The organism is Paenibacillus thailandensis (assembly GCF_042685365.1).
Lineage (GTDB): Bacteria > Bacillota > Bacilli > Paenibacillales > Paenibacillaceae > Paenibacillus_AP > Paenibacillus_AP thailandensis.
This window is the reverse complement of sequence record NZ_JBHUMY010000020.1, coordinates 12,389-37,606: the sequence shown is the minus strand read 5'-3', so window position 1 is coordinate 37,606 and position 25,218 is coordinate 12,389. Positions and strand designations below refer to the sequence as shown.

Here is a 25,218-nt window from a genome sequence, read left to right as displayed (position 1 = left end):
ATCTAAAGAAGGTGCAGGGCGATGCGGATCGAGATGCCCGACGTAATGAAAGCGGCGCTCCCGATATTGGAACGGCTGGCCGAAGGCGGCTACGAGGCCGTTTTTGTAGGCGGCAGCGTCAGGGATATTTTGCTTCAAAGACCGATAACGGATGTAGATATCGCGACAAGCGCGCAGCCGGACGAGGTGATGCGGTTGTTCGAACGGACGGTGCCGACGGGAATCCAGCACGGCACCGTCACCGTTCTTGCGGGAGACCGCGCTTACGAAGTGACGACGTACCGGCAAGAATCGGCTTACGAGAACCACCGCAAGCCGGAAAGCGTGTCGTTCATCTCCGATCTCGAAGGCGATCTGATGCGGCGGGATTTGACGATCAACGCCATCGCGCTTAGGGCCGACGGCACGGTCATTGATCCGTTCGGCGGGATTCGCGACTTGCGCGAAGGCATCGTACGCTGCGTCGGGGACGCCGACGCCAGGTTTGACGAAGATGCGCTCCGCATGCTGCGGGCGGTGCGGTTTATGGCTGAATTCGGCTTCCGCTGCTCGCCGGATACATGGGAAGCGCTTCTTCGCCGCCGGAGCCTGCTTAGGCACATCGCGATGGAACGCGTCCGGATGGAGCTGGATAAAATGATCGGCGGCGCTTCTCCCGGCGAAGCGATTGCCGTATTGAACGAAAGCGGGCTGCTTTCGTATACGAAAGACCCTCTCGAAGCGCGTTTCTTCGGAGGAGACGGGGATTTCCGTTCCGGGAGGGCGTACGGCGCTTTGGACCGGCTGCAGCTGCCGGCCGACCGGTGGGCCTGCTTGCTGCTGCTGCACGGCGCCAAAGCGGAAGAAGCCGAGCGTACGCTCGACGCGCTGCGCTTTGCCGGCAAACGCAAGGACGAGATCGCGCTAATGATTAGGCTCCATATGGACATGACCGGCGAAGCCGAAAGAACGGGCTGCTTCGACGAGGCGGCCGATCCGGCCTCCGAACGGCTGCGGAGACTTTGGGTAAAGCTAGTTGTCCGCCACGGGACGGAAGCGGCGGAAAGCTGGCTGCGCATCGTCCGCGCCGCTAATGCGGCTCCATACGCCCGGGCCGCGGATTGGCTCGAGAATTGCCTCCGTTCGATGCCCGTTGCGACGCTTCGGGAATTGCGGCTGAACGGCAAGGAGCTGGCGGCACATTTGGAGCGGCGGCCCGGCTCGTGGACAGGCGAATGGTTGAACCGCCTTCTGATCGAAGCCGCGCTTGGCCGGATCAAGAACGGCAAAGAAGAGCTGCTGGCCCAAGCCGACATCTGGAAAGCGGAGGAGTGTGCGCATGAATAGCGAGAAACTGCTGCATTTGTTTGAGAACCGCGAGGGAGAATACGTATCGGGCGAAACGATCAGCCAAGAGCTGAACGTCAGCCGTACCGCCGTCTGGAAGCATATTCGCAAGCTGGAATCGCTCGGCTTCCGGTTCGACGCTTCCCGCAAGCTTGGGTATAAGCTTGTTTTCAAGCCGGACAGGCTTTCCGAAGCCGAGCTGTCGGACCGTTTGCGCACGGAGCGCTTCGGCCGGACTTTGCGTTTGCTGGACGAGGTCGACTCGACGCAAAACGTAGCCCGGAAGCTTGCCGAGGACGGGGCGCCGGAAGGGACGCTGGTCGTGGCCGAGCTGCAGACGCAAGGGAAAGGGCGCATGGGCAGGTCGTGGATATCGCCGTACGGCAAAGGCATATGGATGAGCATGGTGCTCCGCCCGCAAGTGCCGATTCATTTTGCCCCGCAGCTGACTTTGTTGACCGCGGTTGCGCTTTGTCGGAGCCTGATGCGGGTTACCGGCTTGACGATCGGGATTAAATGGCCGAACGACTTGCAGATCGAAGGGAAGAAAATAAGCGGCATTTTGCTGGAATCGACGGCCGAGGACGAGCGGCTGCGATATGTGATTGCCGGAGTCGGCATCAGCGCCAATCTGGAGGAAGACGACTACACGCCGGAAGTGTCGGACAAAGCGACGTCGCTGCGCATCGCCGCCGGCAAGCCGTTTGACCGGACGCAAATTATTGCCGATTTTATGCTCGAATGGGAGCAGCTATTTAACGTCTACCAATCCGGCGGCTTTGACGCCATCATCCCTCTCTGGGAGGCGCTGTCCGTATCGCTTCATAAGCCGGCCGTGTTATTGACGCCGCAAGGCGTGATCGAAGGGACGCCGGTCGGGCTTGATGCAAGCGGAGCGATTATCGTAGAGAAGGCAAGCGGCGAACGGGCTGTCGTTTTTTCGGCGGATATGGGCGAGCCTTCCACTTGAATCCGTTTACGAACGCGCCGGATTCTGATATGATGAGACAACAGGCGGTATCCGTACGGAGCTGCACTGTGCCGCAAGGCTTGAAGTGACCATTTTATTTTCTGCTCTGAGCCGAAGGGACCGAGACAGAAGGAATACGAACGTGCGCCCGTTAGCCGCATACCGCGCTAATGGCCGCCATATTGCGCATAGGCAGGACCGTGCTTTCAGATGTCCTGAATTTGTTATACGCGCGCGTTTCCTTTTCTACGACCGGAACCCTTTTAGCAGCGGCTAAAAGGTTTTTTTGTGTTTATCCTAATGAGACGAAAGGGATGAAGCATGATGAGGAAACGCCTTACAATTGCGGATTTGAAAAAGATGAAACAGGAGAAAAACCGGATTTCGATGCTGACCGCCTACGACTATCCGGCGGCGAAGCTGGCCGAGGAAGCGGGAATCGACATCATTCTCGTCGGCGACTCGCTCGGAAACGTGGTGCTCGGCTACGACACGACCATTCCGGTGACGCTTGAGGATATGATTTACCATACCCGGGCGGTTGCCCGGGGAGCGGTCCATACGTTTATTGTCACGGATATGCCGTTCATGACGTACGGAATCGGCCGCGAATCGACGCTCAGGAACGCCGCCAGGATCATGCAAGAAGGCGGGGCTCATGCGCTTAAGCTCGAAGGCGGAACGGAAATCGCCGCCGAGGTGTCCGCCTTGGTCAAGGCCGGCATACCGGTCATGGGACACATCGGCTTAACGCCGCAGTCCGTTCACCAGCTGAGCGGCTACAAGGTGCAGCGGGAAGCGCGCAAGCTGATGGAAGACGCCAAAGCGCTTGAAGAAGCCGGAGCTTTCGCCGTCGTGCTTGAAATGGTAACCGAACCGATCGCCGAATCGATCACGAAGGAGCTGTCCATTCCGGTGATCGGCATCGGCGCGGGACGAAGCTGCGACGGACAAGTGCTTGTCTATCACGATATATTGCAATACTCTTCGCCTTATATTAGTAAAAAGTTCGTCAAAACGTATGCCGACATCGGCACGACGATACGAGATGCCATCGAGAGCTATGTGCACGACGTCAAAACCGAAGCGTTTCCGGCCGAAAGCAATGTGTTTGGAGCAGCCAAGCAGGAAACGACGGAACATCTGTACGGCGGCGGCCGCAGTTCCGATGGAGAGGCGAAGGCCAAGGATGAAAGCGAGAAGGAGGCGGCGAGCCGTGATTTTGTGCAGAACTATTCCTGAGCTGAAAGCGGCTGTGGCGAAATGGAAGCGGGAGCTTGCCGAAGGGGAAACGATCGGCTTTGTGCCGACGATGGGATACTTGCACGAAGGCCACGCCAGCTTGATGAGACGCTCCGTAGCCGACAACCGTTTCACGGCGGTAAGCATTTTCGTTAATCCGATGCAATTCGGCCCAAACGAAGATTTCGACAAATATCCCCGCAACGAGGAGCGGGATTTGGCGATCGCTGGCGAGCAAGGCGTCGACTTGGTGTTTCTTCCAAGCGTGGAGGAAATGTATCCGAAGCGGCCTTTGACGAAGGTGCTGGTGAGCGGCGTTACGGAAAGGCTGTGCGGCGCGTCCCGTCCAGGCCATTTTGACGGCGTAGGGCTGGTCGTCAGCAAGCTGTTCCATCTCGTCCAGCCGGACCGCGCGTATTTCGGCATGAAAGATGCGCAACAGGTTGCCGTCATTAAACAAATGACGGAGGATCTGAACTTCCCTGTCGAGATCGTTCCTTGTCCGACCGTAAGGGAGCCGGACGGTCTTGCACTCAGCTCGCGCAACGTGTATTTGACGCCCGAGCAGCGCCGTCAGGCGGTCGTCTTGTCCCAAGCGCTGCAGCTTGCGGCCGACCGTATGGACGAAGGGGCCGTTACGCCGGCCGAATTGACCGAGCTCGTAAAAGCGAAAATAGGCGAAGCGGACGAAGCGGCCATCGATTATGTAGAGCTGCTCACGTATCCGCGCCTCGAACAACCCGAGGCGGACGTGAACGTCCACGAGGCGAATGCGCCGCTGCTGCTGGCCGTCGCCGTGAAGTTCGGCTCCACCCGGTTGATCGACAACCGGTTACTCCAACCATCGGAGGTTCACGCACATGTATAGAACGATGATGAAATCGAAGCTGCACCGCGCGACCGTTACGGAAGCCAACCTGAATTACGTAGGCAGCATTACGATCGACCGGGACTTGATGGAAGCGGCCGATCTGCTCGAGAACGAAAAGGTGCAGGTGGTCAACAATAATAACGGCGCCCGTCTCGAAACATACGTTATCGCCGGCGAACGCGGCTCCGGCGTCATTTGCTTGAACGGCGCCGCCGCCCGTCTCGTTCAGCCCGGAGATACCGTTATTATCATTTCTTATGCCGTCATGACGGACGAGGAAGCCCGCAATTATAAACCGGTTATTACGATTGTCGACGAAAACAACCGTCCGCTCAAAAGCTTGACGGAAGAAATTCACGCCACTATTCTGTAAGAAGGATACGCAAGCAGGATCTAGCCATCGTTATGTAACCGCTGGCTGGAAGTATGAAAAGCATGCCCGAAACAAAGAATGAGCATAAACAATCCTCAATCTTTGGCGAAGGCGGGATGCGGAATGTTCCAGCATTTATTTGCGGTGATGAACGAAACGCTTGATCAAATCGTACAGGAATACGCATCGTCGCCGCCTGAGCGGAGAGTCCAGCTGGAAGAACAGCTGGGCTTGCTGAAGAAGGCAAGCGACAGTCTTATCGAGCAATGGCTCGTATTCGAGGAGAAGCTGTCCGAGTTCCAACATCTTCAGCAAGCATTCCCCGCTGCGCCGGTTCCTCCGGCTTCGGGCGGCTGCCAGACGGAAGCGGCCGCGGAGCTTGCTTATTCCGACAAGCAGCAAGCCGCCGCTTTCGATGCGCCTTCGGGCGAAACGGCATTGGAGGGCGGCGACGCTCTGTCGCTGACGGACCAGGCGGCTGAGTTTTTTACGTTAGGCCAAGGGTATTATAAATTATTTATGTTTCACGAAGCCGACCGTTTTTTTCATAAAGCGCAGCACGAATGTCCCGAAAGCAATCTGATCCGGTTGTATTTAGGCATGACGAATATGCATTTGCAAAACTGGAACGAAGCGCACCGTCATTTCCAGATGCTTGTCGCCTTAACCGACTTTCCGAAGTGGCAGGCTTTAGGCTATAATGCATTGGGGTGCATTCAAGCCGTCCGCAGAAATATGGAATACGCCGAGAAGCTGTTTATGAAGGCTTACGAGGTATATCCGGAATTTACGGACTCGCTGTACAATATGAAATCATGCAAGGAATCGCCCCAGCAATTATCTTTATTTTTTGGCAGCACCGAGCTATGCTGTTTGTGAGAGGATCGGGGAAATGAATGAAATTTGCCGTATTGGATTTAGAAACAACGGGGCACAGCGCCGATGACGAAATATTGCAAGTCGGCGTCGTGCTGTTGAACGAAGAGCTTGAAATCGTCGATACGTTCAGCTCGTACGTCAAGCCAACGATTGCAATTCCTCCATTCATTACGCAGCTGACGGGAATAGACGCGGAGACGGTAGCGGACGCTCCGGAGGCCGAGGAAGTGCTGATGAAGCTTATTCCGCTGCTTGACGATGCGGTTCTGGTTGCGCATAACGTCGGCTTTGACGCCGGTTTTTTGAACCAATCGCTCGACAAGGCGGGTTATCATACGTTTGCCGGCCGAAGGCTGGATACGATCGATTTGCTGAAGTTTTTGTTCCCGACCATTTCGACGTATCAGCTTGGCGCCGTTACCGATTTGATGGGCATCGATCATAACAATCATCATCAGGCCGACAGCGATGCAATGGCGACGGCGGAGCTGTTCAGCCTGCTCGTGACGAAGCTAAGGAATTTGCCACTGCTAACTTTGCAGCGGCTTTCCTTGCTTTTGGACAGCCATACGGATTTGGGCTGGTTCGTCGGGCTTACGGCGGAAGAGAAGGAACGGCAAACCGCGATTGACGAGGATGCCTACCATTATTTCAACCGATTTGCGATAAAAGTCGGCGAATGGTCGGACGAGAAGCCCGCCCGGGCGGACGAAGCGGAGAATCCGCTTGCGGATCTTTCCTTTGACCAATTTTTGGAGCAGGTGCAGCAGAACTTCAAACAGATGTTTGAAGGTTACGAGGAACGTCCCGCCCAAACGCAAATGTTCCACGAAGTATACCGGTCGCTGGAGGACTCCAGCCATTTGCTGATCGAAGCGGGGACCGGTACCGGGAAATCGCTTGGGTATCTTATTCCTTCCCTCTATTATGGCATGAAGGAAGATAAAAAAATCGTTGTCAGCACGCATACCATCAATTTGCAGGAGCAGCTCCGCGCAAGGGACATCCCTTTGTTGACGCAAGCGGTGCCGTTTCCTTTCCGCGCTTCGGTTTTTAAAGGCAGAGGAAACTACCTATGCTTGCGGAAATTCGAAAGCAAAGTCAATATGAACGATATGGCCTCGCCGATCGAAGATTCGCTTACGGCTGCGCAGCTTGTCGTGTGGCTGGGCGAAACGGAAACCGGCGATCAGGAAGAGCTGAACATGAGCAACCGCGCATCGGAGTTCTGGTCGACGGTGGCAAGCGATTCGGATTCGTGCCTGAACCGGGCATGTCCTTGGTTTAGACGCTGCTACTACCATCGCGCCAAGCATGAAGCGTCCATCTCCGACATTTGCATTACGAATCATTCGCTGCTTCTGACGGACGTTCAGGCGGATCACCGGCTGCTGCCGGGTTACGATCACTTGATTGTCGACGAGGCCCATCATATCGAAGAGGTAGCGGGCAAACATCTTGGCATGCAGTTATCGTATTTTTCGATGATTAATGCGACGACCCGGCTTTACAAGGATGCGCGAAGCGGCTTGCTGCCCGCGCTGCAAACGAGATTGTCCGGAGAAAGCGACGATCGTGCATCGGCTTGGATCGAAACGATCGATACGATTATCCCTTCGTTCCACGAGATGAAGGAGCATTGGGACAAGCTTTTCGAGATGCTGTACGCTTTCGTCGGAGCCGGGCCGGACAACGGGGGAGAAAGCAGCCAAGCCGTCTACCGGCTCAAGGCCGATAGTCTGCCTTCGGGTTGGGACGATGCGTTGAACGAAGAATCGAATATTCATACCGGGCTCGGAACGGCGATCAAGCAGCTCGACAAGTTGCTGAACGAGATTAAGGACCGGCTGGACGACACCGGCATTCAAGCGCTAGTAACCGATCTGAACGGAGCTGTTCGCGATTTGACGCGGGTGAGGGACGATCTTCGCACCTTTATGAACATGGAAAGCAAGTCCCATGTCTATTGGCTTGAAGCGAGCACCGTATACCGCTATAGATCCGTCCATTTGTACGGAGCGCCGGTAGACGTAAGCAGCCAGCTGCAGCAATACTTCTTCGACGTCAAAGACAGCATCGTGCTCACTTCGGCAACGCTGTCGGTGCAAAAATCGTTCCAATACGTCGCGGAGCAGCTCGGTCTGGACGGCTACGAGGAAGCGGGGAGGCTGCGTACGGTTCAGCTTCCTTCGCCTTTCCGTTACCGCGAGCAAGCGCTTGTTATCATCCCGCGCAATTTTCCGACGCTGAAAGGTTCGGCGGGAGACGCGAACTTCAACGGCAAGCTTGTCGAATCGCTGGCGAGTGCGGCGGCGGAGGTCGGAGGCAAAATGCTCGTCCTGTTCACGTCCTATCGGATGCTGAAGCAAATTTACGACCCGCTGAAGGAACAGCTGGCGCAGATCGGCATTCAAGTGATCGGCCAGGGGATAGACAGCGGCAACCGGACGAAGCTGACGAGGCGCTTTATGCAAAATCCGGCTTCGGTTCTGCTTGGGACAAGCTCGTTTTGGGAAGGCGTGGATATACCGGGAGAAGCGCTCACTTGTTTGGCTATCGTCCGGCTTCCTTTCCAGCCTCCGAACCATCCGCTCGTCGAGGCGAAATCGGAGCTCTTGCAGCAGCAAAACCAAAATCCGTTTATGAAGCTGTCGATTCCGCAGGCGGTTATCCGGTTCAAGCAAGGCTTCGGCCGGCTGATCCGGACGTCAGAGGATAAAGGCATCGTTCTGCTGTATGACAATCGCGCCATCGAATCGTATTACGGGAAGCACTTTTTATATTCGCTTCCCGGTCCGAAGATCGAAACGATGTTTACGGAACAGATGGTTCCCCGCATTCGCGAATGGCTGACGTCAGGAGATGAGGAGCTATGAAACAGGACAAAATATCCGAAGCGGTCGTCCGTCGCCTGCCGACTTACCTGCAAGTGCTGTACGAGTTTGAAAGGCGGGAGGTCGTCACCGTATCGTCTCAGGAGCTCGGCAACGAGCTCGGCTTAAATCCCGCTCAAATCCGGAAAGATCTGGCTTATTTCGGGGATTTTGGGCGCAAGGGCGTCGGATACGACGTTTTGAATCTGATCGGGCATATCAGACAAATATTAAAGCTGAATCAGAAAATTAACGTCGCTTTGGTCGGAACCGGCAATCTTGGTCATGCGTTATGCAATTATAACAAGTATTCGAAGGATAATATGAAGATCGTGGCGGTCTTTGACGAAAACGTCGAAAAGATCGGCAAAAAGATCAACCATTTGACGGTGCAGCCGATGAGCGAGCTGAAGCAAACGGTGATCGAGCAGCAAATTCGGATCGGTATCATTACCGTGCCGGATTTTGCGGCGCAAGCCGTCGCCAATCAGATCGTCGAAGCCGGCGTCGAAGGGATATTGAATTTTGCGCCCGCTGTGCTGCGCGTTCCGGAGCATGTGCGGGTGCATTACGCCGATTTCACGAAGGAATTGCTTAGCTTGGCTTTTTATTTGGAAAGCGAGAGGAGAAACACGGATGGGTCAGCTTTGGATTAAAAACGGGCTGTTCGTAACGATGGAGGAAGATAAGCCCGCTTTCCGGGGGCATATGGTCATCGCGGACGACCGGATTACTTATATCGGCGAAACGGCTCCGAACCCGGCTCCGGAAGGGGCGGAGCAGCTTGACGGAAGCAAGCTGGCGTTCATGCCGGGTCTTGTCAATACCCATGGCCACGCGGCGATGTCGCTGCTTCGGGGGTATTCCGACGATCAGAACTTGCAAGTATGGCTTGAACAAAAAATGTGGCCGATGGAAGCCAAATACGTCGATGCGGATACGAAGGCGGGCTCGTTGCTGGCGATTGCCGAAATGCTGAAGAGCGGAACGACCGCTTTCGTCGATATGTACGACCGGATGGATCAGGTCGCCGAAGCCGTGAAGCAAGCGGGCATTCGCGGCCTATTGACGCGGGGCGTTATCGGCTTGTGCCCGCCCGAGGTACAGGAAGCGAAGCTTGCGGAAGCGATCCGATTCGCGAAGGACTGGAACGGCGAAGCGGACGGACGCATTCGGACGATGATCTCGCCGCATGCGCCTTACACTTGCCCACCGGATTACATCGAACGATTCGTCCAGGCTGCCCACGATTTGGATCTCCCGCTGCATACGCATATGTCGGAGACGCTTGCTGAAGTGGAGCAGAACGTTAAGGAATACGGGGCACGCCCCGTCGAGCATTTGGACAAGCTTGGATTTTTCTCCCGCCCGTCTCTCGTGGCGCATGCCGTTCATCTGAACGACGAAGAAATCGCTTTGCTGGCCGACCGCGGAGTCGCCGTATCCCATAATCCGGTGAGCAACTTGAAGCTGGCGAGCGGCGTAGCCCGGGTTCCGGAGCTGCTGCGCGCCGGCGTTACCGTATCGCTTGGAACGGACAGCGCGGCCAGCAACAACAACCTGGATCTGTTCAAGGAAGTGAAATTCGCCGCCCTGCTGCACAAAGGGGTTACGGGCGATCCGACCGTCGTGCCGGCCGCCGAAGCTTTGCGGATGGGGACCGTGTACGGCGCGAAGTCGATTTGGCAGGACGACTCCATCGGCGTGTTGCGCGCAGGGATGAAAGCCGACTTCATCGCTGTCGATATCGATCAGCCGCATTATTATCCGCTCACCGATATCGTTTCGCACCTTGTATATTCCGGGTCCGGCCGCGACGTGGCGCATGTGTGGGTTGACGGACGGCAAGTCGTCAAAAACGGCGAATGCGTTTATTTGGATGAGGAACGGATTCGATACGACGCGCAGGCGAGCTTCGAAAGGCTGCTTCGCGCATAATGAGGGCGATCGAGAAAAAAAGGCCGCCGGTTATCACGGTACGGCGCGCCGCTGCGCTTATTGTCGCCGCAATCCTTGTGCTCATAACGGCCGCTTTGCTGTATTACCGTTCGATCTATAAGCCGATCTGGCAGGAGCAGTCGGTAGTGGCGGCAGAAGCGCGCGAAACGGCCGGCATCACGGAAGTAGACCAGGTTAGCAAATATGTGTGGGATTCGCCGTTATGGATCGTGACAGGGCGGGACGAAGCGGGCGAAGAACGATTCGTGTGGCTCAATGCGGACGGACAGATGCTGCTGTCATTGAAGGCGACGGACTCGATGTCCAAAGATGCGGTTGAAGCGGAATTTAGGGCTTCCCGTCCGGATGCCGAAATATTGCGCATTCAGCCCGCCTATGTGGCTCAAACGGCGGCATGGGAAGTTTATTATAAAGAAAGCGGCAAATATCATTACGCGTTTTATTCGTTTACGGACGGATCCTTGCTTGAGAACTATCATTTAACCGGCAAAACAGCGTCGTAACTGGCGCTGTTTCCTGTTTTTACACCGAACTTCCGCACCTGCAATATGCTATACTCTTTGTATATCATTATGTATTGCAATCTTGATAGAAGCTGTTGAGATATCGTTTACTCCAGCTGCATGGCAGATTGCGGAAGGAGGACTGTAAACCGTGTTGTCTAAACGAATCATGGCAATTATATTGACCGCTGCGGCTTCGGCTCTCGTGCTGTTCGGAGGATGGTTTGTTTATGAACGTTCCGTCGTTGCAGCTCCTATTCAAAAAGCGATTACCGCATCGGAGGGGATTATTTCGGCCGGCGCGCCGGACATGACTTCCGATAAAGTTACGATAGAAGTTACGCTTGAGGCCGACGCGCGTCTGCGATCGGTTTACGAATCCGTCAAAAAGCAGGTTCAGCCGATGCTGAACGGCCGCGAGCTCGTTCTGGACATTAAACAACAGCCGAGCGAACGGCTTGACGAAGCTTGGTCCGCGGCATTGTTCGATATCGCGGAAGCGATGGAAACGAAGCATTATTCGCAAATTCCGGAATCGCTGCAGGCGATTTCCGACCGTTACGACGGCATTCAGGCGGTGTCCGAAATGGACGATACGAACGTGTATATTACGCTGAGAGACGGGGAGTCGACGAAGTTCGTCGTGCTGCCGCGCACGCCTTCCAAGCTGGAGGTGTGGACGAATGCGTAAATACGCCAAAGAAATAATCATTGGTTTTAGCGCCGCGTTGTTTTTGTTTTTGGCTTATATCGGCGTGAACGTCTGGCCCGTTTTTATGGTGGTCTTATTGGGCGCGGCCGTATGGTTTGCGGCGAAGGGACGAGGCAATCTCGTGCCGATTGCCGGCAGAAGGAGTGCGTCGGCCGTAAACGCCTCGGCATTCTCCTTTGAGCAAATCGGCGGTCAAGACCGCGCCAAGCAGGAGCTCATCGAAGCGCTTGACTTCATCGTCAAAGCCGACGAAATTCGCAAACTGGGCATTCGCCCGCTCAAAGGCATTCTGCTGGCCGGCCCGCCGGGGACAGGCAAAACGCTACTCGCGAAGGCCGCGGCCCATTATACGAATTCCGTCTATTTGGCGGCTTCCGGCAGCGAATTCGTCGAAATGTACGTGGGCGTCGGAGCGAGCCGGATCCGCGACCTGTTCAAGGAAGCGCGGACGAAAGCGAAAAAAGCGGGCAAGGACAGCGCCGTTATTTTCATCGACGAAATCGACGTCATCGGCGGCAAGCGCGACGGCGGCCAGCAGCGCGAATACGACCAGACGCTTAACCAATTGCTGACCGAGATGGACGGCATTCATACGAACGACAAGCCTCGGATATTGCTCATAGCGGCGACGAACCGCAAAGATTCGCTGGATGCGGCTTTGCTCCGTCCGGGACGGTTCGACCGCCACATTACGGTCGATCTTCCGGACAAAAAAGGGCGCAAGCATATATTGAGCATCCATGCGGCGAACAAGCCGCTGCATCCCGATGTCGATCTGGACCGGATCGCGTCCGAGTCGTTTGGCTTCTCCGGCGCGCAGCTCGAAAGCGTCATGAACGAAGCCGCGATTTATGCGATGCGGGAAGATAGCGAGACGATCGGCGATCATCATCTCGCGATGGCGATCGACAAGGTTATGATGGGCGAGAAGACGGACCGCGAAGCAACGAACGAAGAACGCGAAAGAGTGGCGCTCCATGAGCTTGGGCATGCTATTATGGCCGAGCTTGTGCGTCCCGGCAGCGTTTCCAGCGTAGCGTTGTCGCCTCGCGGCCAGGCGCTCGGCTACGTAAGGCATAACCCGCAGCAAGACCATTATTTGTATACGCGCGAATTTCTCGATCAACAAATTATGATCGCGCTTGGCGGCGCGGCGGCCGAAGAAATTTTTTACGGCGGCCGGAGCACCGGATCGAAAGGCGATTTCGACCAAGCGATGAACATCGTGCGTACGATGGTGGAGTCGGGGTTGACCGAGCTGGGCATTATCGACGCGCAAATGATGACGCCCGACGGTTGGGCGAAAGTAACGCGTTCGATTCTGGACGAGCTGATGGAAAGAACCAAGTCCATGCTGGAAGCAAAGCGGGAAGTGTTCGTGAGCGCGCTTGACGTCGTTATCCGCGAGGAGACGCTGACGGGCGACGAATTCCGGCGGCTGCTTGGCCGGACGCCGTCGCAAACGTCCGTCGCCGCGGCATATTGACCCCAGCAAAAAGTATAATTGTCATAAAAAATTTTGGGGGTAGACAATTGTCTGCCTTCATTTTTTGCTGAAAATCGTTATAATGAATTGGGATACATACGCATTAAGAATGTTTCTCAATTTTCAGAAAAGATAGATGCACAACCTTATAGAGGAGAGAACCACACGTTATGGCAATAAGAAAAGTCGGTGTAGTGGGCGTTGGCACGATGGGACAAAGCATCGCGGAGATGCTGGCCGCCAACGGCCTTGATGTATGTCTCGTGGAAAAAAACGAGGAACGGCTGGATCACGGCCTTCATATGATCGAGCAAAGCCTCGATAAAAAAATCGAAAAATGGGCGCTTACGCAAGCCGAAAAGAAGCTGCTCATGAATCGTATTCATAAAGCCAAAGATTATATGGAGCTTGCGGAATGCGATCTTGTGATCGAATCGATTACGGAGGATTTGCTGATCAAAAAAGCGGTTTTTCAGGATTTGGACCGGATTTGCAAGCCGGACGTCATTCTGGCCAGCAACACTTCCGCTTTAAGCTTGACCGAAATCGCCAGCGTAGCCGCTCATCCCGAACGGATTATCGGCTTGCATTTCGTATACCCGGCGACGAAAATCGACATGGTCGAAATCGTACGGGGGCTTCAGACGTCCGAAAACACGTTTGAACAGACGCGTCTTTTCGTCGAGGAAGTGATCCGGAAAAAAGGAATCATGGTGTTCGAATCGCCTGGCTTCGTCACGAGCAGGCTTATTTGCCTGTTTATTAACGAAGCGCTGCACGTGCTTGAAGAAGGCGTGGCATCGGCCGAAGATATCGACAGCGCCATGCGCATCGGGTATTCGTTCCAGCACGGCCCGTTCGAGATGGCCGACCGGTTCGGCCTCGATTCCGTCCTTGCCGCGCTTGACGGCATGTTCCGCGAATACGGCGAATTGAAATACCGCCCTTCCATCGTATTGAAAAAGATGGTGCGGGCAGGCCATCTTGGCGTCAAGTCGGGACAAGGATTTTTTAAATACGATATGGATGGGGATCGGATACAATGAAAATTTTAGTCATCAATGCGGGAAGCTCCTCTTTAAAATATCAGCTCTATAACATGTTGGATGAATCGGTGCTCGCAAGCGGGCGCGTCGAGCGGATCGGCATGGACTCCTCGATCGTAACCCATGAGCCGGCGGGCAAGCCGGAGGCGCGTCAGGTTAGCGAAATTTTGGACCATGTAACGGCCGTCAGAAGGGTGCTGGAAATGCTGGTGGATGCCGAGTACGGCGTTTTGACAGAGATCGGCGAAATCGACGCTGTCGGCCACCGGATCGTACACGGCGGCGAGACGTTTAAGGAGTCCGTTGTCGTCAACCAGGAAGTGAAGCTGGAAATCCGCAGGCTGTTTGATCTTGCGCCGCTGCACAATCCGGCCCATATGATGGGGATTAACGCGGTGGAGGCCAACCTGCCGGACGTGCCGCAAGTCGTCGTGTTCGATACGGCGTTCCATCAATCGATGCCGCGGACGTCGTATTTGTACCCGATTCCGACGATTCTTTACAGCCGGCACAAAGTTCGCCGCTACGGCTTCCACGGCACGTCCCACAAATACGTAAGCGGACAAGCGGCCGATTATCTCGGCAAGCCGATCGAATCGCTCAAAATCGTCAGCTGCCATATCGGCAACGGCGCCAGCTGCACGGCGATCCTGAACGGAAAATCGTACGACACAAGCATGGGCATGACGCCGCTTGAAGGTCTGATGATGGGGACGCGGAGCGGCGATCTGGATCCGGCAATCGTCCCGTACGTCATGAACAAGGAAGAGCTTACGCTTAGCGAAGTGAATTCGATGCTGAACAAGCACAGCGGCATGCTGGCCGTTTCCGGACTGAGCAGCGACATGCGCGAAATCGAGCAGGCGATGGAGGAAGGCGACGCGAAAGCGAAGCTTGCGTTCGACATGTACGTCTACCGTCTCCGCAAATATATCGGGGCATATACGGCAGCCATGAACGGCATCGACGTGCTGCTCTTCACCGCGGGCGTAGGCGAAAATTCGAGCGCGCTGCGCAAAGCGGTGTGCGAGGGGCTAACCTTCCTCGGGGTCGAGCTGGACGACGAGAAAAACGCCGTCCGCAGCAAAGAAACGCGCCGGATCTCTTCGGAGTCGTCCAAAGTGCAGGTGCTCGTCGTACCGACGAACGAAGAGCTTCTGATTGCCCGCGATACGTACGATCTTGTCAAACGCAAGTTAAACGGGTAACGGTTAATCGAATATAGCGAGTGTAAAGGTTTCAACTATAGGATTTATAATTTTGTTTATGCGAAAGGCGGCGGATGAGTTGAGTCAGGAGATGTGGAAAGCTTATTCGCGCGGGTTGGCCGCTGCCCTGAACGAAGGCGGCATCCATGTTTCGGCGCTGCTTCTCAAGTCGTACCGCCAGCTTGGGTTATCGGATACGGAGATGATGCTGCTTCTTCAGCTGATGTTGTTCGGCGAGAGGGAATATATCGAATTTCCGACGCCCGAACAGCTGGCGGAGAGGCTTGGGACGACGCCCGTTGCCGTGGCCCAAATGCTTGGCCGGCTGCTCCGGGACGGATTTCTGGCGATCGAAGACGAGATTGATCCGTCGACCGGGGTTCAATCCGAGCGCTACAGTCTGGAGGGATGGCTGCTGAAAGCGGCCGAATGGGCCGCAGAGGACAAGCGCCGGACGAAGCAGCAAACAAACCGCAAGCCGGAGCGGAGAGCGGCCGATCCGAGCAATCTGTTTTCCGTGTTCGAGCAGGAATTCGGCCGGCTCTTATCCCCGATGGAATGCGAAACGATCAGCGGATGGCTCGACCAAGACCGCTATTCGGAGGAGATTATCCGGTTCGCGCTGAAAGAAGCCGTGTTTGCCGGCAAGCTTAGCTTGCGGTATATCGACCGGATTTTGCTGGAGTGGAGCCGGAACCGCGTTACCAACGAAGAGGAGGCGCGGGCTCACGCGCAAAAATTCAGAGGCGGAAAACATTAGCTATTGATGTTGGACCGATGAACTTCATCGACCAAGCCAAATGGAAGGAGAAAGGGAGCTCCCTTTCGAAAGGAACGGCCGTCAACGTTTAGTTCAACTAATGATATGGGGAACGAAACAAGGGTTGTCTTGTCATCCGGAATCCGGAACGACGGGACAACCCTATTTGCCATGCTGAAACTTGTACTTGAATTAGGAAGTTGCGGCGATTGACGCTTTGTCATAATGTAATCCGAGATCATAAGCTTGCGTCAGAAGCTTATCGAAAATTTCCGGCCTTGAATCCAAGGTGTCATAGAATATCTCGACCTTGCTATTGGATATTCCGCAGTAATCGGCCATTCCGATGTTCAGCAGCTGGGAGAGCATTTTATCGTATTGTCTTTTCTCAAAGTGTTCTTTCGGAGCCGCTGCCAGACCAAGCCACAGTACTTGTTTGTGATGCAATTTATTGGAGCCGTATGCATAACCATTGTTCCAAACCCGGTCGATATATCCTTTCAGCATAGCAGGCAGACTGAACCACCATATCGGGAAAATATAGGCGAGAGCATCGTGTTTCTGCATTCGTTCGATTTCGGCTTCAACCTCGGGAGAATAGATCTTGCGATCGTCGGAAGACCAGTCGGGTTCATCCGCTTCCCACAACACGGGATTAAAGCCGCTGCGATGCAGATCGAGTATTTCCGTTTCGTGTCCGGCATCGGCGAGCCCCTGTGTAAAACGGGCCGCGACCGAAAAGGTTAAGGAATTCACCCTAGGGTGCGATACAACGGTTAATATTTTCAAAGCCGTCACCTTCCATTTTCTACTTTTTTGTTCGAATCAGGTACGATAAAATTATGTAGGATGAAGGAAAAAAACGGAAGAACGCACTTTTTTGTGCTATAAGAACTGAAAAGTGTTATAGGCACCGAAAAGTACCCGTTTAATCAAAACCGATTAGAGGATGGTTATCCTATGGAACTGCCGAAAACACGGACTTATAACATCCCCGCGGAAGCGACGTTGGAGGTTTTAGGAGGAAAATGGAAATTATTGATATTATGCCATTTGAACTGTGGACCCGGGCCGATGAGAACGAACGAACTAAAAAAGAAAATCCCCGAAATTACACAAAAGATGTTGACTCAACAGCTTCGGGAGCTGGAAGAAGACGGCATCATCATTCGAACGGTGTATAACCAAGTGCCGCCGAAAGTTGTCTATGAAATGAGTGAACTCGGAAAGTCGCTGGAATCCATATTAGACCAATTGGGCGAGTGGGGCGAGCGATATATGAATCAACGTAAGTGGATGATCAATTGCTCAGAATAAGGGTACCTCAATAAAACAGCGGCAGCCTGGGACTTTCTTTTTCGGTCCAAAGCTGCCGCTGTTTCTATATTCTATCCAGTCTCTGTTTAAAACGGATATACGCCAACCTTCAAAAAAGAACGGCAGGCCTGGACTTTACTTAAATCGTCCATGGCTGCCGCTTTTGACCGTAATGGTAATGTCCGGAACAGATCGTTACAGACCTTTTTTGAGCAGTTCCAGCCGGTACACGTATTCGAAGATGAACTCGAACGATTCGATATGGCGTTTCGCTTCAAACGCGTTGGCGCCCCAAGCGTATATGCCGTGCTTGCGGAGGAGGATGCCCGGCACGCCGGCCTGCAGCCGTTCCGTCACTTCCGGGACGATCCGCGGAATATCGGCATAATTCGATACGATCGGAATCTCGATATGCGCTTCTTCTTCCCAAATGTTCAATCCTTTAATCAGCTCGACGCCGTCGACCGGCACCGAGCCGCGGTTCCAGAAATATTCCGAGATGACGTTATTGAACACGGAGTGAATATGGAAGATCGCCCCCGCGCCCGTTAACCGGTAAATTTCGCAATGGATCAGCGTTTCCGCGGAAGGGCGGAGGTTCGTTTTCTCGCAAGCTTTGCCTTGCTTGTCCACCAGCAAATAGTCTTCCGGCGTATTGACCGTTTTGTCTTTGCCGCTGGCCGTAATGGCGAAATAAAATTGCTCCGGGTCAAAATCGCCTACCCGCACCGACAAATTGCCGCTTGTGCCGGGAAACCAGCCGCGGGAGGCAAAAAGCTCCTTCACCTCTCTCAGCTCGGCGAACGCTTGTTGCTTCTGTTCCAAAGTAATGTGCTCGAAGCTGCTCATCTGCTGTCAGTTCCTTTCCCGTTTCATATCGTCGATTATATCGTGGAACGTTTCGAATTCGGTATGCGCAAGGCCCAGCTCCCGGCATTTCTCCGTCAAATGGGAGCGGGAGTAAACGACGTCCGCCAGCTTGGCCCCTTCGAAGTCCGTTACGCTGTCGCCGATAATGATGCGCTCGTACCTGTCGGACGGGAAACGGCGCATAATCGTCGTTTTGCACATGCCGCAATCGTTATTGCAGTGCTCATCGCATGGATGCGGCCACGTAATTTCAATTCGTTCTCCCGAAAAATCGCTACCGTTGCAAAAAATATGGTTGGTCGGAATGCCGAAGCGCTCCAGCACCGGATAGACAAAAAAGTCGATGCCGCCGCTTGTGACGTAAAAGTCGATACCGGCTTCCTTCGCGTAAGCGAGAAGCTCGGCGAAACCCTCGCGGATACGGACGTTGGAGATGCCGTAATCGACCACTTGCTCCTTCAGCGAGGCGGGGAGGAGGCGGAACATCCGCCCGACGCCGTCCCGGATCGAAATTTGCTGCGCCAGCACCTGCTCCGCGATCGCTTCCCAACCCGGCGGGTTGAAATGGCGAATGATCGCGACGATGTTGTCGTTGACGGTAATCGTGCCGTCGAAATCGCAAAAGATAACGCGTTGTCTGGCTGTCATACTCATGAATGTCTAATCCCCCATGCATCAATTGCCGCTTGAAGCGGTTCGGCTCCCGGCTTTCGGGCCGCTTCCTCCAGCGATTCCCCGGCCAGCACCGCATCGATGGCTTGCCGGAAAGCCTTGCCGCCGGCAGCGGTGCCCAGCGGGTGGCCGTGTACGCCGCCGCCGGCGTTGACGACGACATCTTGTCCGAAGTCGCGCAAAATAAGCGGGACAAGTCCCGGATGGATGCCGGCCGACGGAACCGGGAAGCTCGCTTTGAGGCCGTCCGTTTCGGCCAGGAGCACTTCCTTGACCGCCATGTTTTCTTCCTTCGGCATCACAACGGAGCCGTACGGGGAAGGGAACAGGACGAGGTCGGCGCCCGCCAGACGCATCAGCTTGCCGAACAGGACGGATGCGCCGATGCCGTAATAAGGCGATTGATAATAAGCGCCGCCGACCGCCGGATGCGCCGCGATCGGCACCGAGATGGACGGGTCCTTGCTCAGCTCGTGAAGCACGTCGTAGCCGTAGGCGAGCACGTTGAACAGCAAAGCGTTGGCGCCGGCCGCAATCGCTTTGCGCGCGTTGTCCGCGAGCTGCGACGTCGGGCCGGTCAAGTTCACCGCATAAAGCAGCTTTTGGCCGGTTTCCTCGCTTGCTTTGCGAGCCGCCTCCATGCAGGCTTCCACCCGTTTTTCCAGCGGCGTCAGCGGGTTCTCGAACAATATTTCGTCATCCTTGATCAAGTCTACGCCGCCAAGCGCCTGCTTATAAAATTGTTCCTGCAAATTCGCCAGATCGTAGCCGATGACGGATTTGAATATGCTCATCAAAAGCGGACGGTCGTGCACGCCAAGAAGATCGCGCACGCCTTGAAGGCCGAACTTCGGTCCCGGGAAAGCGGACCGGAACTCGTCCGAAACGTCGATGTCGATCAGCTTGATTCGTCCGTCCATCGACAGCTTGCCGAATATCGTGACGAGCAGCGCCGGAATGTCGCGGCTGAAGTTAATGTCCGGGTAGGCGATGCGGATATCCGCGTACCTTTCCTTTCCCGCTTCTTCATGCACTTCGACGGACAGCACCTTGCCGAGATGCTTCTCCATCTCTGCTTTTCGCGCTTCCGGCAGCTCGGTCCAGCTGCCGACCGTCAGCCCGACGGCGATGGATAACGCCCGTTTATGAAAATCCGCTTTTTCATCAAAGCAGCGGTAAGTGGCTACGCACATGCCATTCATTCGTTAATCTTCCTTTCCAATTCTTTCCCGATTTCGCCGGCTCTCTCCGCCGATCTCGCAACGGCTCCCATGACGGTCGTTTTCAAGCCGTCCCGTTCCATCAGCTCGATAGCCGCCTGCGTCGTCCCGTTCGGCGAAGTTACTTTTCTTCTCAACTCGGCAGGGTCTTCTCCGGTTTGGCGCACCATCTCGGCCGCGCCCAGGAACGTCTGCAGCACCAGACGGCGCGATTCCTCCGGATCGAAGCCGAGCTCGACCGCTCCGGCAATCATCGACTCCATAAAATAATAAACGTAGGCGGGTCCGCTGCCGGACACGCCCGTTACGGCGTCCTGCATGGACTCCGGGATCGTCACGGTCATGCCGACCGCTCCAAACAGCTGCTCGGCAACGATCCGCTGCCGATCGGTTACGCCCGCGGAATAGCTGAGCCCCGTCACGCCCAGCCCGATCGTCGAAGACGTATTCGGCATCGTCCTGACGATCGATACCGGTTTGCCGATCAGCCGGCTTAACGAATCGATCGACAGACCGGCGATGACGGATACGATTAGCTGCTCGGGACGAAGCAGGTGCCTGATTTGCGCAATCGCCTCGGCCGCGTCTTTGGGCTTCATCGCAAGCATGACGATATCGGCGTCTTGAAGCAGATCCTCGGGGCTAACGCCTTGCTGCACCGTAACGATGCCGTACCGGTCGTGCAGTTCGCGCAGCCGGTCCGCGTTCTGGCGGTTCAACATCGAGATGCGGCCGGGCTCGGCCAAGTTATTATGAATCAGTCCGCGGACAAGCGCCTCCGCCATCGAACCGGCGCCATAGAAGCATATGCGCAAATTCGAAACGGCCGAAGACTGTCCGGATTGGGTCGTTAAGCTCATCGCTCGTTTCCTCCGTTGTATAAATTGCTTGCTATATTCGGGTCAGCCTCTCGTTTGCCCGTCGCCGTAAACGCGGAACTTGGTGGATGTGAGGGCGGGCAAGCCCATCGGGCCGCGGGCGTGCAGCTTCTGCGTGCTGATGCCGATTTCCGCGCCGAAGCCGAACTCGAAGCCGTCCGTAAAGCGGGTGGATGCGTTATGGTAGACGGCTGCCGCGTCGACCTCCTGCAGAAAGCGCTCGGCGTTCGCGCCGCTTTCCGTGACGATGCATTCCGAATGTTTCGTGCCGTAAGCCGCGATATGGTCGAGCGCTTCGTCCAGGCCGGACACGATTCGGACGTTCATAATATAGTCGTTATATTCCGTCGCGTAGTCGGCCGGACCGGCGAGCTTGATACCCGGCAGGACAGCCGCCGTCCGCTCGCAGCCTCTTATTTCGACGCCGGCTTCGGCGAACGGCTGCAGCAGCTCGTTTAACGAGCGAGCGGCGAACGCTTCGTGCACCAGGAGCGTCTCCATCGAGTTGCATACGGACGGTCTTTGCACCTTGGCGTTAAAAGCGATGTCGACGGCCATGCCGAGCTTCGCGGAATCGTCGATATAAGTATGGCAAATGCCGGCCCCCGTTTCAATGACGGGAACGGTGGCGTTTTGGACGACATTTTGGATTAAGGCGGCTCCGCCGCGCGGAATGACGACGTCGAGCAAGCCGTTCAGCTTCAGCATCTCGTTAACGGAACCGCGGTCGGAATCCTCGACGAGCTGAATGGCGTCGGCCGGCGCGCCGGAGCGGTCCAAAGCTTCCTTCAATAGGGCTACGATCGCTTTGTTCGATTCGATTGCCGCGGATCCGCCGCGCAGCACGACGCAGTTGCCCGTCTTCAAGCATAACCCCGCGGCGTCGACCGTCACGTTCGGCCTCGACTCGTAAATCATGCCGATGACGCCTAGCGGAACTCTCCGTTTCTCGACGCGCAGTCCGTTCGGACGCTCGAACTGCTCCAGCAGCTCGCCGACCGGATCGGGCAGCTCGGCGATTTGCCGCAGCCCTTCGGCGATGCCCCGGATACGCTCTTCCGTGAGCGCCAGCCGGTCAAGCATCGACTCGCTTGTGCCGCCCGCGCGTCCGCGGTCGAGATCGCGGCGGTTGGCTTCTATAATATGCGGCGCGCCGGCAATCAAGGCTTCGGCCATTGCCAGCAGCGCTTTATTTTTTTGTTCCGTGCTAAGCCGGTTCATCGCTTGCGCCGCTTGCTTCGCCAGCAGCGCTTTATCCCGTACCTCGCTCATCGTAGGTTACCTCCCGTAAATTGCAAAGTTTTGAATTACCTTAGCGACACCCATTCGTCGCGGTGAATCACTTCGATTCGGTGGACGTCAATCCGGTCGCGGATTTCATCCGTGCTGAGCCCGGCGACGGCTTTCACCTGCCAGGCGGCATAATTGACGACACCGCGGCCGATCGTTTCGCCCTCCGCATTTCTAACCTCGACGACGTCGCCCGGATGGAAGTCGCCGTCCAAGCCGGTGACCCCGACCGGCAGCAGGCTTTTGCCGCCGATCAGCAGCGCGCGTTCGGCGCCGGCGTCGACCGTGATGCTGCCTTGAGGCAGCGAGTGGAAGCCTAGCCATTGTTTTTTCATCGGCAAGCTGTTCAGCGCGGTGTCGAAATACGTCCCTTTGCCGCACCCTTCGGCCGCGAGCCGGAGGTCGCCGGCATCGAGCACCCGGCCGATAAAGGTTCGGATGCCGCCTCGCGTAGCGATCCGCGCCGCTTCGATCTTGGAACGCATGCCGCCCGTGCCGACCGAGGAACCCGCTCCTCCGGCCAAGCGGACGATGTCGCCGGTAATTTGGTCGACCCGGTCGATTTTGACGGCCTCCGGGTTGCGGCGCGGATCGTCCGTGTACAATCCGTCCATGTCCGTAATAATGATAAGCTGCTCCGCTTTGCACATATTGGCGACAAGAGCGGACAAATTGTCGTTATCCCCGAATTTCAGCTCGCCCGTCGAGACGGTGTCGTTTTCGTTAATAATCGGGACGGTCCGCAGCCGCAGCAGCTCTTCCATCGTCATCATCGCATTGTTGATCCGCTTCCGGTTGGAGAAGTCGGCCCGGGTCAAGAGCAGCTGCGCGGCGACGATGCCGTGGCGGCCGAAAGCCTCTTGATAAGCTTGCATGAGCAAAGCTTGGCCGACCGCGGCGGCGGCCTGCTTCTCGTGGAGCGCCTTCGGTCTTGCGTTATAGCCGATTTGGCGGAAGCCGGCCGCCACGGCGCCCGAGGTGACGAGGACGACGCCGCGGCCTTCGGCATGAAGGGAAGCGAGCTCTTCGGCAAAAAAAGCGATTCTTTCCCGGTTCAAGCCGCCTTCTTCGGACGTAAGCGAGCTGCTCCCGATTTTCACTACAATAAGGTTATTATCCGGCATATTGATCCCTTTCCGTCAAAAATGAAAAAGGCTTCCGTCCTCTAAAGGACGAAAGCCAACGCTTCCGCGGTACCACCTTCATTGATGGCCGACAACGATGCCGCCGCTTATAAGCGGGGTCGCTCCGGGCCATCCGACTTGGGCCTTGTAACAGAGGCGCTGTCCGGCTCCTCGCCGGCCGTTCGGGGGTGGGTTCGGCATGCGGTCGAGTCGGATTTTTGCAGCCCGTGGAAATCCGCTCTCTGGTTCACGACCTTGACATGCTTACTGGTCCCGTCATCACGTTATGATCCGTATAACGGCTGTACATAGATTGAAATTAGCATAACATGTCGGCACCGGACTGTAAAGAAGCCAGTTGTTCAAATAGAAGACAGAATATGCCGTCAGCCGAACAATCCGAGCTTGCCGATCCTTCCGACCGCTTCGACAAGTCTTTCTTCATCCGCCAGCAAGCCAAGGCGCACATAACCTTCGCCGCTTCGGCCGAAGCCGACGCCCGGAGCGACGACGACATCGGCTTTCTCCAGCGCAAGACCGGCGAACGATTCCGACGTATGCCCTTCGGGCACCGGGAGCCAGCAGAAGAAGGAGCCGCCCGGTCTCGCCGCTTTCCAGCCGATCTCGTCAAGCGCGGCGAACAAAGCTTCTCGGCGTCTCTCGTATCTTGCCACAAGCTCGTCGACGCATTGCTGCGGACCGGTCAGCGCAGCGGCAGCCGCTTCCTGAATGCCGCCGAACAAGCTGCAGTAATAGTGGTCTTGAATTTCGTTAATGAGGGAGACGACCTTGGCGTTTCCTAACGCGAAACCGACCCGCCATCCGGCCATGTTGTACGTTTTGGACAACGTGTAGAACTCGACGCCGACCTCTTTCGCCCCCGGCGTTTCCAGGAAGCTTACCGGCCGCCGCCCGTCGAATCCGATGGCGCCGTAAGCGAAATCGCTGGCGACAACGATGTTGTGCCGCTTGGCGAACTCGACCGTTTTCTCGTAAAAGGCGGAGTCTGCCACCGCTCCGGTCGGATTGTTCGGATAATTGAGAAACATCAGCTTGGCGCGAGCCGCCGTCCGTTCGTCGATGTTGCCGTAATCGGGCAAGAAGCGGTTCGCCTCGCTAAGCGGCATGAACGACATCTCCGCGCCGGCGAGCGCCACGCCCGACCAATAATCCGGATAACCCGGATCGGGAACAAGGCAGACGTCGCCCGGATTCAGCAAGCATTGGCTAATTTCGACAAGGCCGGTTTTGCCGCCGAACAAGATGGCCACTTCCGTATTCGGATCCAGCTCGACGCCGTAATCTTCCTTATAACGCTTGGCGACGGCTTCTTTCAAAAAGAGATATCCGCTGAACGGCGGATACCGGTGGTACAAAGGATTGGCGGCCGCTTCCTGCAGCTTGGCTACAATATGGGGCGGGGTAGGCTTATCCGGGTTGCCTTGTCCCAAATTGATGACGTCCCGGCCTTTCGCCGCCTGGGCGTTCGCTTTGGCGACCAGCTTCGCGAAAAATTGCGTCGGCAAACCTTTCATTCGGTCGGCCGGCCTAATATCCATCAGTTTCGAATCGGTTTTCATTCGCTCACTCTCCACAATGATCCTGCACAAATCGTTTTCAATTTAATGTAGCATGCGAA

24 protein-coding genes are annotated in these 25,218 nt (G+C 55.8%); 16 read left to right on the top strand and 8 right to left on the bottom strand.

Translation table 11 applies throughout. The features are described from left to right. Nucleotides 1–21: 21 nt before the first annotated feature. The 15 genes from ACFSW5_RS16890 to ACFSW5_RS16820 all read left to right on the top strand — a co-directional run bounded on the left by ACFSW5_RS16890 (nt 22) and on the right by ACFSW5_RS16820 (nt 16,208). Complete coding sequence (locus ACFSW5_RS16890; protein ID WP_379275500.1) at nt 22–1,326, top strand: CCA tRNA nucleotidyltransferase; 1,305 nt, start codon at nt 22–24, stop codon at nt 1,324–1,326. After that, on the top strand, nt 1,319–2,296 hold the full coding sequence (locus tag ACFSW5_RS16885; RefSeq protein ID WP_379275497.1) for a biotin--[acetyl-CoA-carboxylase] ligase: 978 nt from the start codon (nt 1,319–1,321) through the stop codon (nt 2,294–2,296). The genes ACFSW5_RS16890 and ACFSW5_RS16885 overlap by 8 nt, the downstream gene beginning before the upstream one ends. Nucleotides 2,297–2,620: 324 nt before the next feature. Next, nucleotides 2,621–3,538 carry a 3-methyl-2-oxobutanoate hydroxymethyltransferase gene (gene panB / locus ACFSW5_RS16880; RefSeq protein ID WP_379275495.1) on the top strand — a complete coding sequence of 306 codons (918 nt, stop codon included), beginning with the start codon at nt 2,621–2,623 and terminating at the stop codon, nt 3,536–3,538. Continuing rightward, nucleotides 3,513–4,406 (top strand): pantoate--beta-alanine ligase, encoded by an 894-nt coding sequence (gene panC / locus ACFSW5_RS16875; protein WP_379275492.1) that lies wholly within the window; start codon nt 3,513–3,515, stop codon nt 4,404–4,406. The genes panB and panC overlap by 26 nt, the downstream gene beginning before the upstream one ends. After that, nucleotides 4,399–4,782, top strand: a complete 384-nt coding sequence (gene panD / locus ACFSW5_RS16870) for an aspartate 1-decarboxylase (protein WP_379275490.1) — start codon at nt 4,399–4,401, stop codon at nt 4,780–4,782. Before panC ends, panD begins: the two co-directional genes overlap by 8 nt. A gap of 123 nt (nt 4,783–4,905) precedes the next feature. After that, on the top strand, nt 4,906–5,661 hold the full coding sequence (locus ACFSW5_RS16865) for a hypothetical protein (RefSeq protein WP_379275487.1): 756 nt from the start codon (nt 4,906–4,908) through the stop codon (nt 5,659–5,661). Nucleotides 5,662–5,678: 17 nt separating this feature from the next. Then, a complete protein-coding gene (gene dinG / locus ACFSW5_RS16860; protein ID WP_379275485.1) occupies nt 5,679–8,537 on the top strand; it encodes an ATP-dependent DNA helicase DinG in 2,859 nt (952 codons plus the stop codon). After that, the gene (locus tag ACFSW5_RS16855; RefSeq protein WP_379275483.1) at nt 8,534–9,190 is read left to right on the top strand and encodes a redox-sensing transcriptional repressor Rex; all 657 of its coding nucleotides are present in this window, start codon (nt 8,534–8,536) and stop codon (nt 9,188–9,190) included. The genes dinG and ACFSW5_RS16855 overlap by 4 nt, the downstream gene beginning before the upstream one ends. Further along, nucleotides 9,171–10,472 (top strand): amidohydrolase, encoded by a 1,302-nt coding sequence (locus tag ACFSW5_RS16850; RefSeq protein ID WP_379275481.1) that lies wholly within the window; start codon nt 9,171–9,173, stop codon nt 10,470–10,472. The genes ACFSW5_RS16855 and ACFSW5_RS16850 overlap by 20 nt, the downstream gene beginning before the upstream one ends. Next, nucleotides 10,472–10,996: a cell wall elongation regulator TseB-like domain-containing protein gene (locus ACFSW5_RS16845; protein WP_379275479.1), complete on the top strand. Its 525-nt coding sequence runs from the start codon at nt 10,472–10,474 to the stop codon at nt 10,994–10,996. Before ACFSW5_RS16850 ends, ACFSW5_RS16845 begins: the two co-directional genes overlap by 1 nt. Nucleotides 10,997–11,150: 154 nt before the next feature. Further along, the gene (locus tag ACFSW5_RS16840) at nt 11,151–11,687 is read left to right on the top strand and encodes a hypothetical protein (RefSeq protein ID WP_379275477.1); all 537 of its coding nucleotides are present in this window, start codon (nt 11,151–11,153) and stop codon (nt 11,685–11,687) included. Further along, nucleotides 11,680–13,194, top strand: coding sequence for an AAA family ATPase (locus ACFSW5_RS16835; RefSeq protein WP_379275475.1), 1,515 nt, complete (start codon nt 11,680–11,682; stop codon nt 13,192–13,194). Before ACFSW5_RS16840 ends, ACFSW5_RS16835 begins: the two co-directional genes overlap by 8 nt. A 170-nt stretch (nt 13,195–13,364) precedes the next feature. Then, nucleotides 13,365–14,240, top strand: a complete 876-nt coding sequence (locus tag ACFSW5_RS16830) for a 3-hydroxyacyl-CoA dehydrogenase family protein (protein ID WP_379275473.1) — start codon at nt 13,365–13,367, stop codon at nt 14,238–14,240. Next, complete coding sequence (locus ACFSW5_RS16825; protein WP_379275471.1) at nt 14,237–15,448, top strand: acetate/propionate family kinase; 1,212 nt, start codon at nt 14,237–14,239, stop codon at nt 15,446–15,448. The genes ACFSW5_RS16830 and ACFSW5_RS16825 overlap by 4 nt, the downstream gene beginning before the upstream one ends. Before the next feature lie 79 nt (nt 15,449–15,527). After that, complete coding sequence (locus ACFSW5_RS16820; protein WP_379275468.1) at nt 15,528–16,208, top strand: DnaD domain protein; 681 nt, start codon at nt 15,528–15,530, stop codon at nt 16,206–16,208. A 192-nt stretch (nt 16,209–16,400) separates the two neighbouring features. Here the strand turns inward: ACFSW5_RS16820 and ACFSW5_RS16815 are convergent, their stop codons facing one another. Next, nucleotides 16,401–16,997 (bottom strand): NAD(P)H oxidoreductase, encoded by a 597-nt coding sequence (locus tag ACFSW5_RS16815; protein WP_379275465.1) that lies wholly within the window; start codon nt 16,995–16,997, stop codon nt 16,401–16,403. 171 nt (nt 16,998–17,168) lie between these two features. Between ACFSW5_RS16815 and ACFSW5_RS16810 the strand changes: the two genes are divergently transcribed. Then, the gene (locus ACFSW5_RS16810) at nt 17,169–17,525 is read left to right on the top strand and encodes a winged helix-turn-helix transcriptional regulator (RefSeq protein ID WP_379275463.1); all 357 of its coding nucleotides are present in this window, start codon (nt 17,169–17,171) and stop codon (nt 17,523–17,525) included. A gap of 195 nt (nt 17,526–17,720) precedes the next feature. Here the strand turns inward: ACFSW5_RS16810 and mtnB are convergent, their stop codons facing one another. The 7 genes from mtnB to ACFSW5_RS16775 all read right to left on the bottom strand — a co-directional run bounded on the left by mtnB (nt 17,721) and on the right by ACFSW5_RS16775 (nt 25,159). Next, nucleotides 17,721–18,374, bottom strand: a complete 654-nt coding sequence (mtnB, locus tag ACFSW5_RS16805) for a methylthioribulose 1-phosphate dehydratase (RefSeq protein WP_379275460.1) — start codon at nt 18,372–18,374, stop codon at nt 17,721–17,723. A 6-nt stretch (nt 18,375–18,380) separates the two neighbouring features. Next, on the bottom strand, nt 18,381–19,049 hold the full coding sequence (locus ACFSW5_RS16800) for a 2-hydroxy-3-keto-5-methylthiopentenyl-1-phosphate phosphatase (RefSeq protein ID WP_379275458.1): 669 nt from the start codon (nt 19,047–19,049) through the stop codon (nt 18,381–18,383). Further along, nucleotides 19,046–20,269 carry a 2,3-diketo-5-methylthiopentyl-1-phosphate enolase gene (locus ACFSW5_RS16795; protein ID WP_379275454.1) on the bottom strand — a complete coding sequence of 408 codons (1,224 nt, stop codon included), beginning with the start codon at nt 20,267–20,269 and terminating at the stop codon, nt 19,046–19,048. Before ACFSW5_RS16795 ends, ACFSW5_RS16800 begins: the two co-directional genes overlap by 4 nt. Then, on the bottom strand, nt 20,266–21,147 hold the full coding sequence (gene proC, locus ACFSW5_RS16790) for a pyrroline-5-carboxylate reductase (protein ID WP_379275451.1): 882 nt from the start codon (nt 21,145–21,147) through the stop codon (nt 20,266–20,268). The genes ACFSW5_RS16795 and proC overlap by 4 nt, the downstream gene beginning before the upstream one ends. A 42-nt stretch (nt 21,148–21,189) precedes the next feature. Next, complete coding sequence (locus ACFSW5_RS16785) at nt 21,190–22,437, bottom strand: glutamate-5-semialdehyde dehydrogenase (RefSeq protein ID WP_379275448.1); 1,248 nt, start codon at nt 22,435–22,437, stop codon at nt 21,190–21,192. A 35-nt stretch (nt 22,438–22,472) separates the two neighbouring features. Continuing rightward, the gene (gene proB, locus ACFSW5_RS16780) at nt 22,473–23,579 is read right to left on the bottom strand and encodes a glutamate 5-kinase (RefSeq protein WP_379275446.1); all 1,107 of its coding nucleotides are present in this window, start codon (nt 23,577–23,579) and stop codon (nt 22,473–22,475) included. A 386-nt stretch (nt 23,580–23,965) separates the two neighbouring features. Beyond that, nucleotides 23,966–25,159, bottom strand: coding sequence for a pyridoxal phosphate-dependent aminotransferase (locus ACFSW5_RS16775; RefSeq protein ID WP_379275444.1), 1,194 nt, complete (start codon nt 25,157–25,159; stop codon nt 23,966–23,968). Nucleotides 25,160–25,218 lie beyond the last annotated feature (59 nt).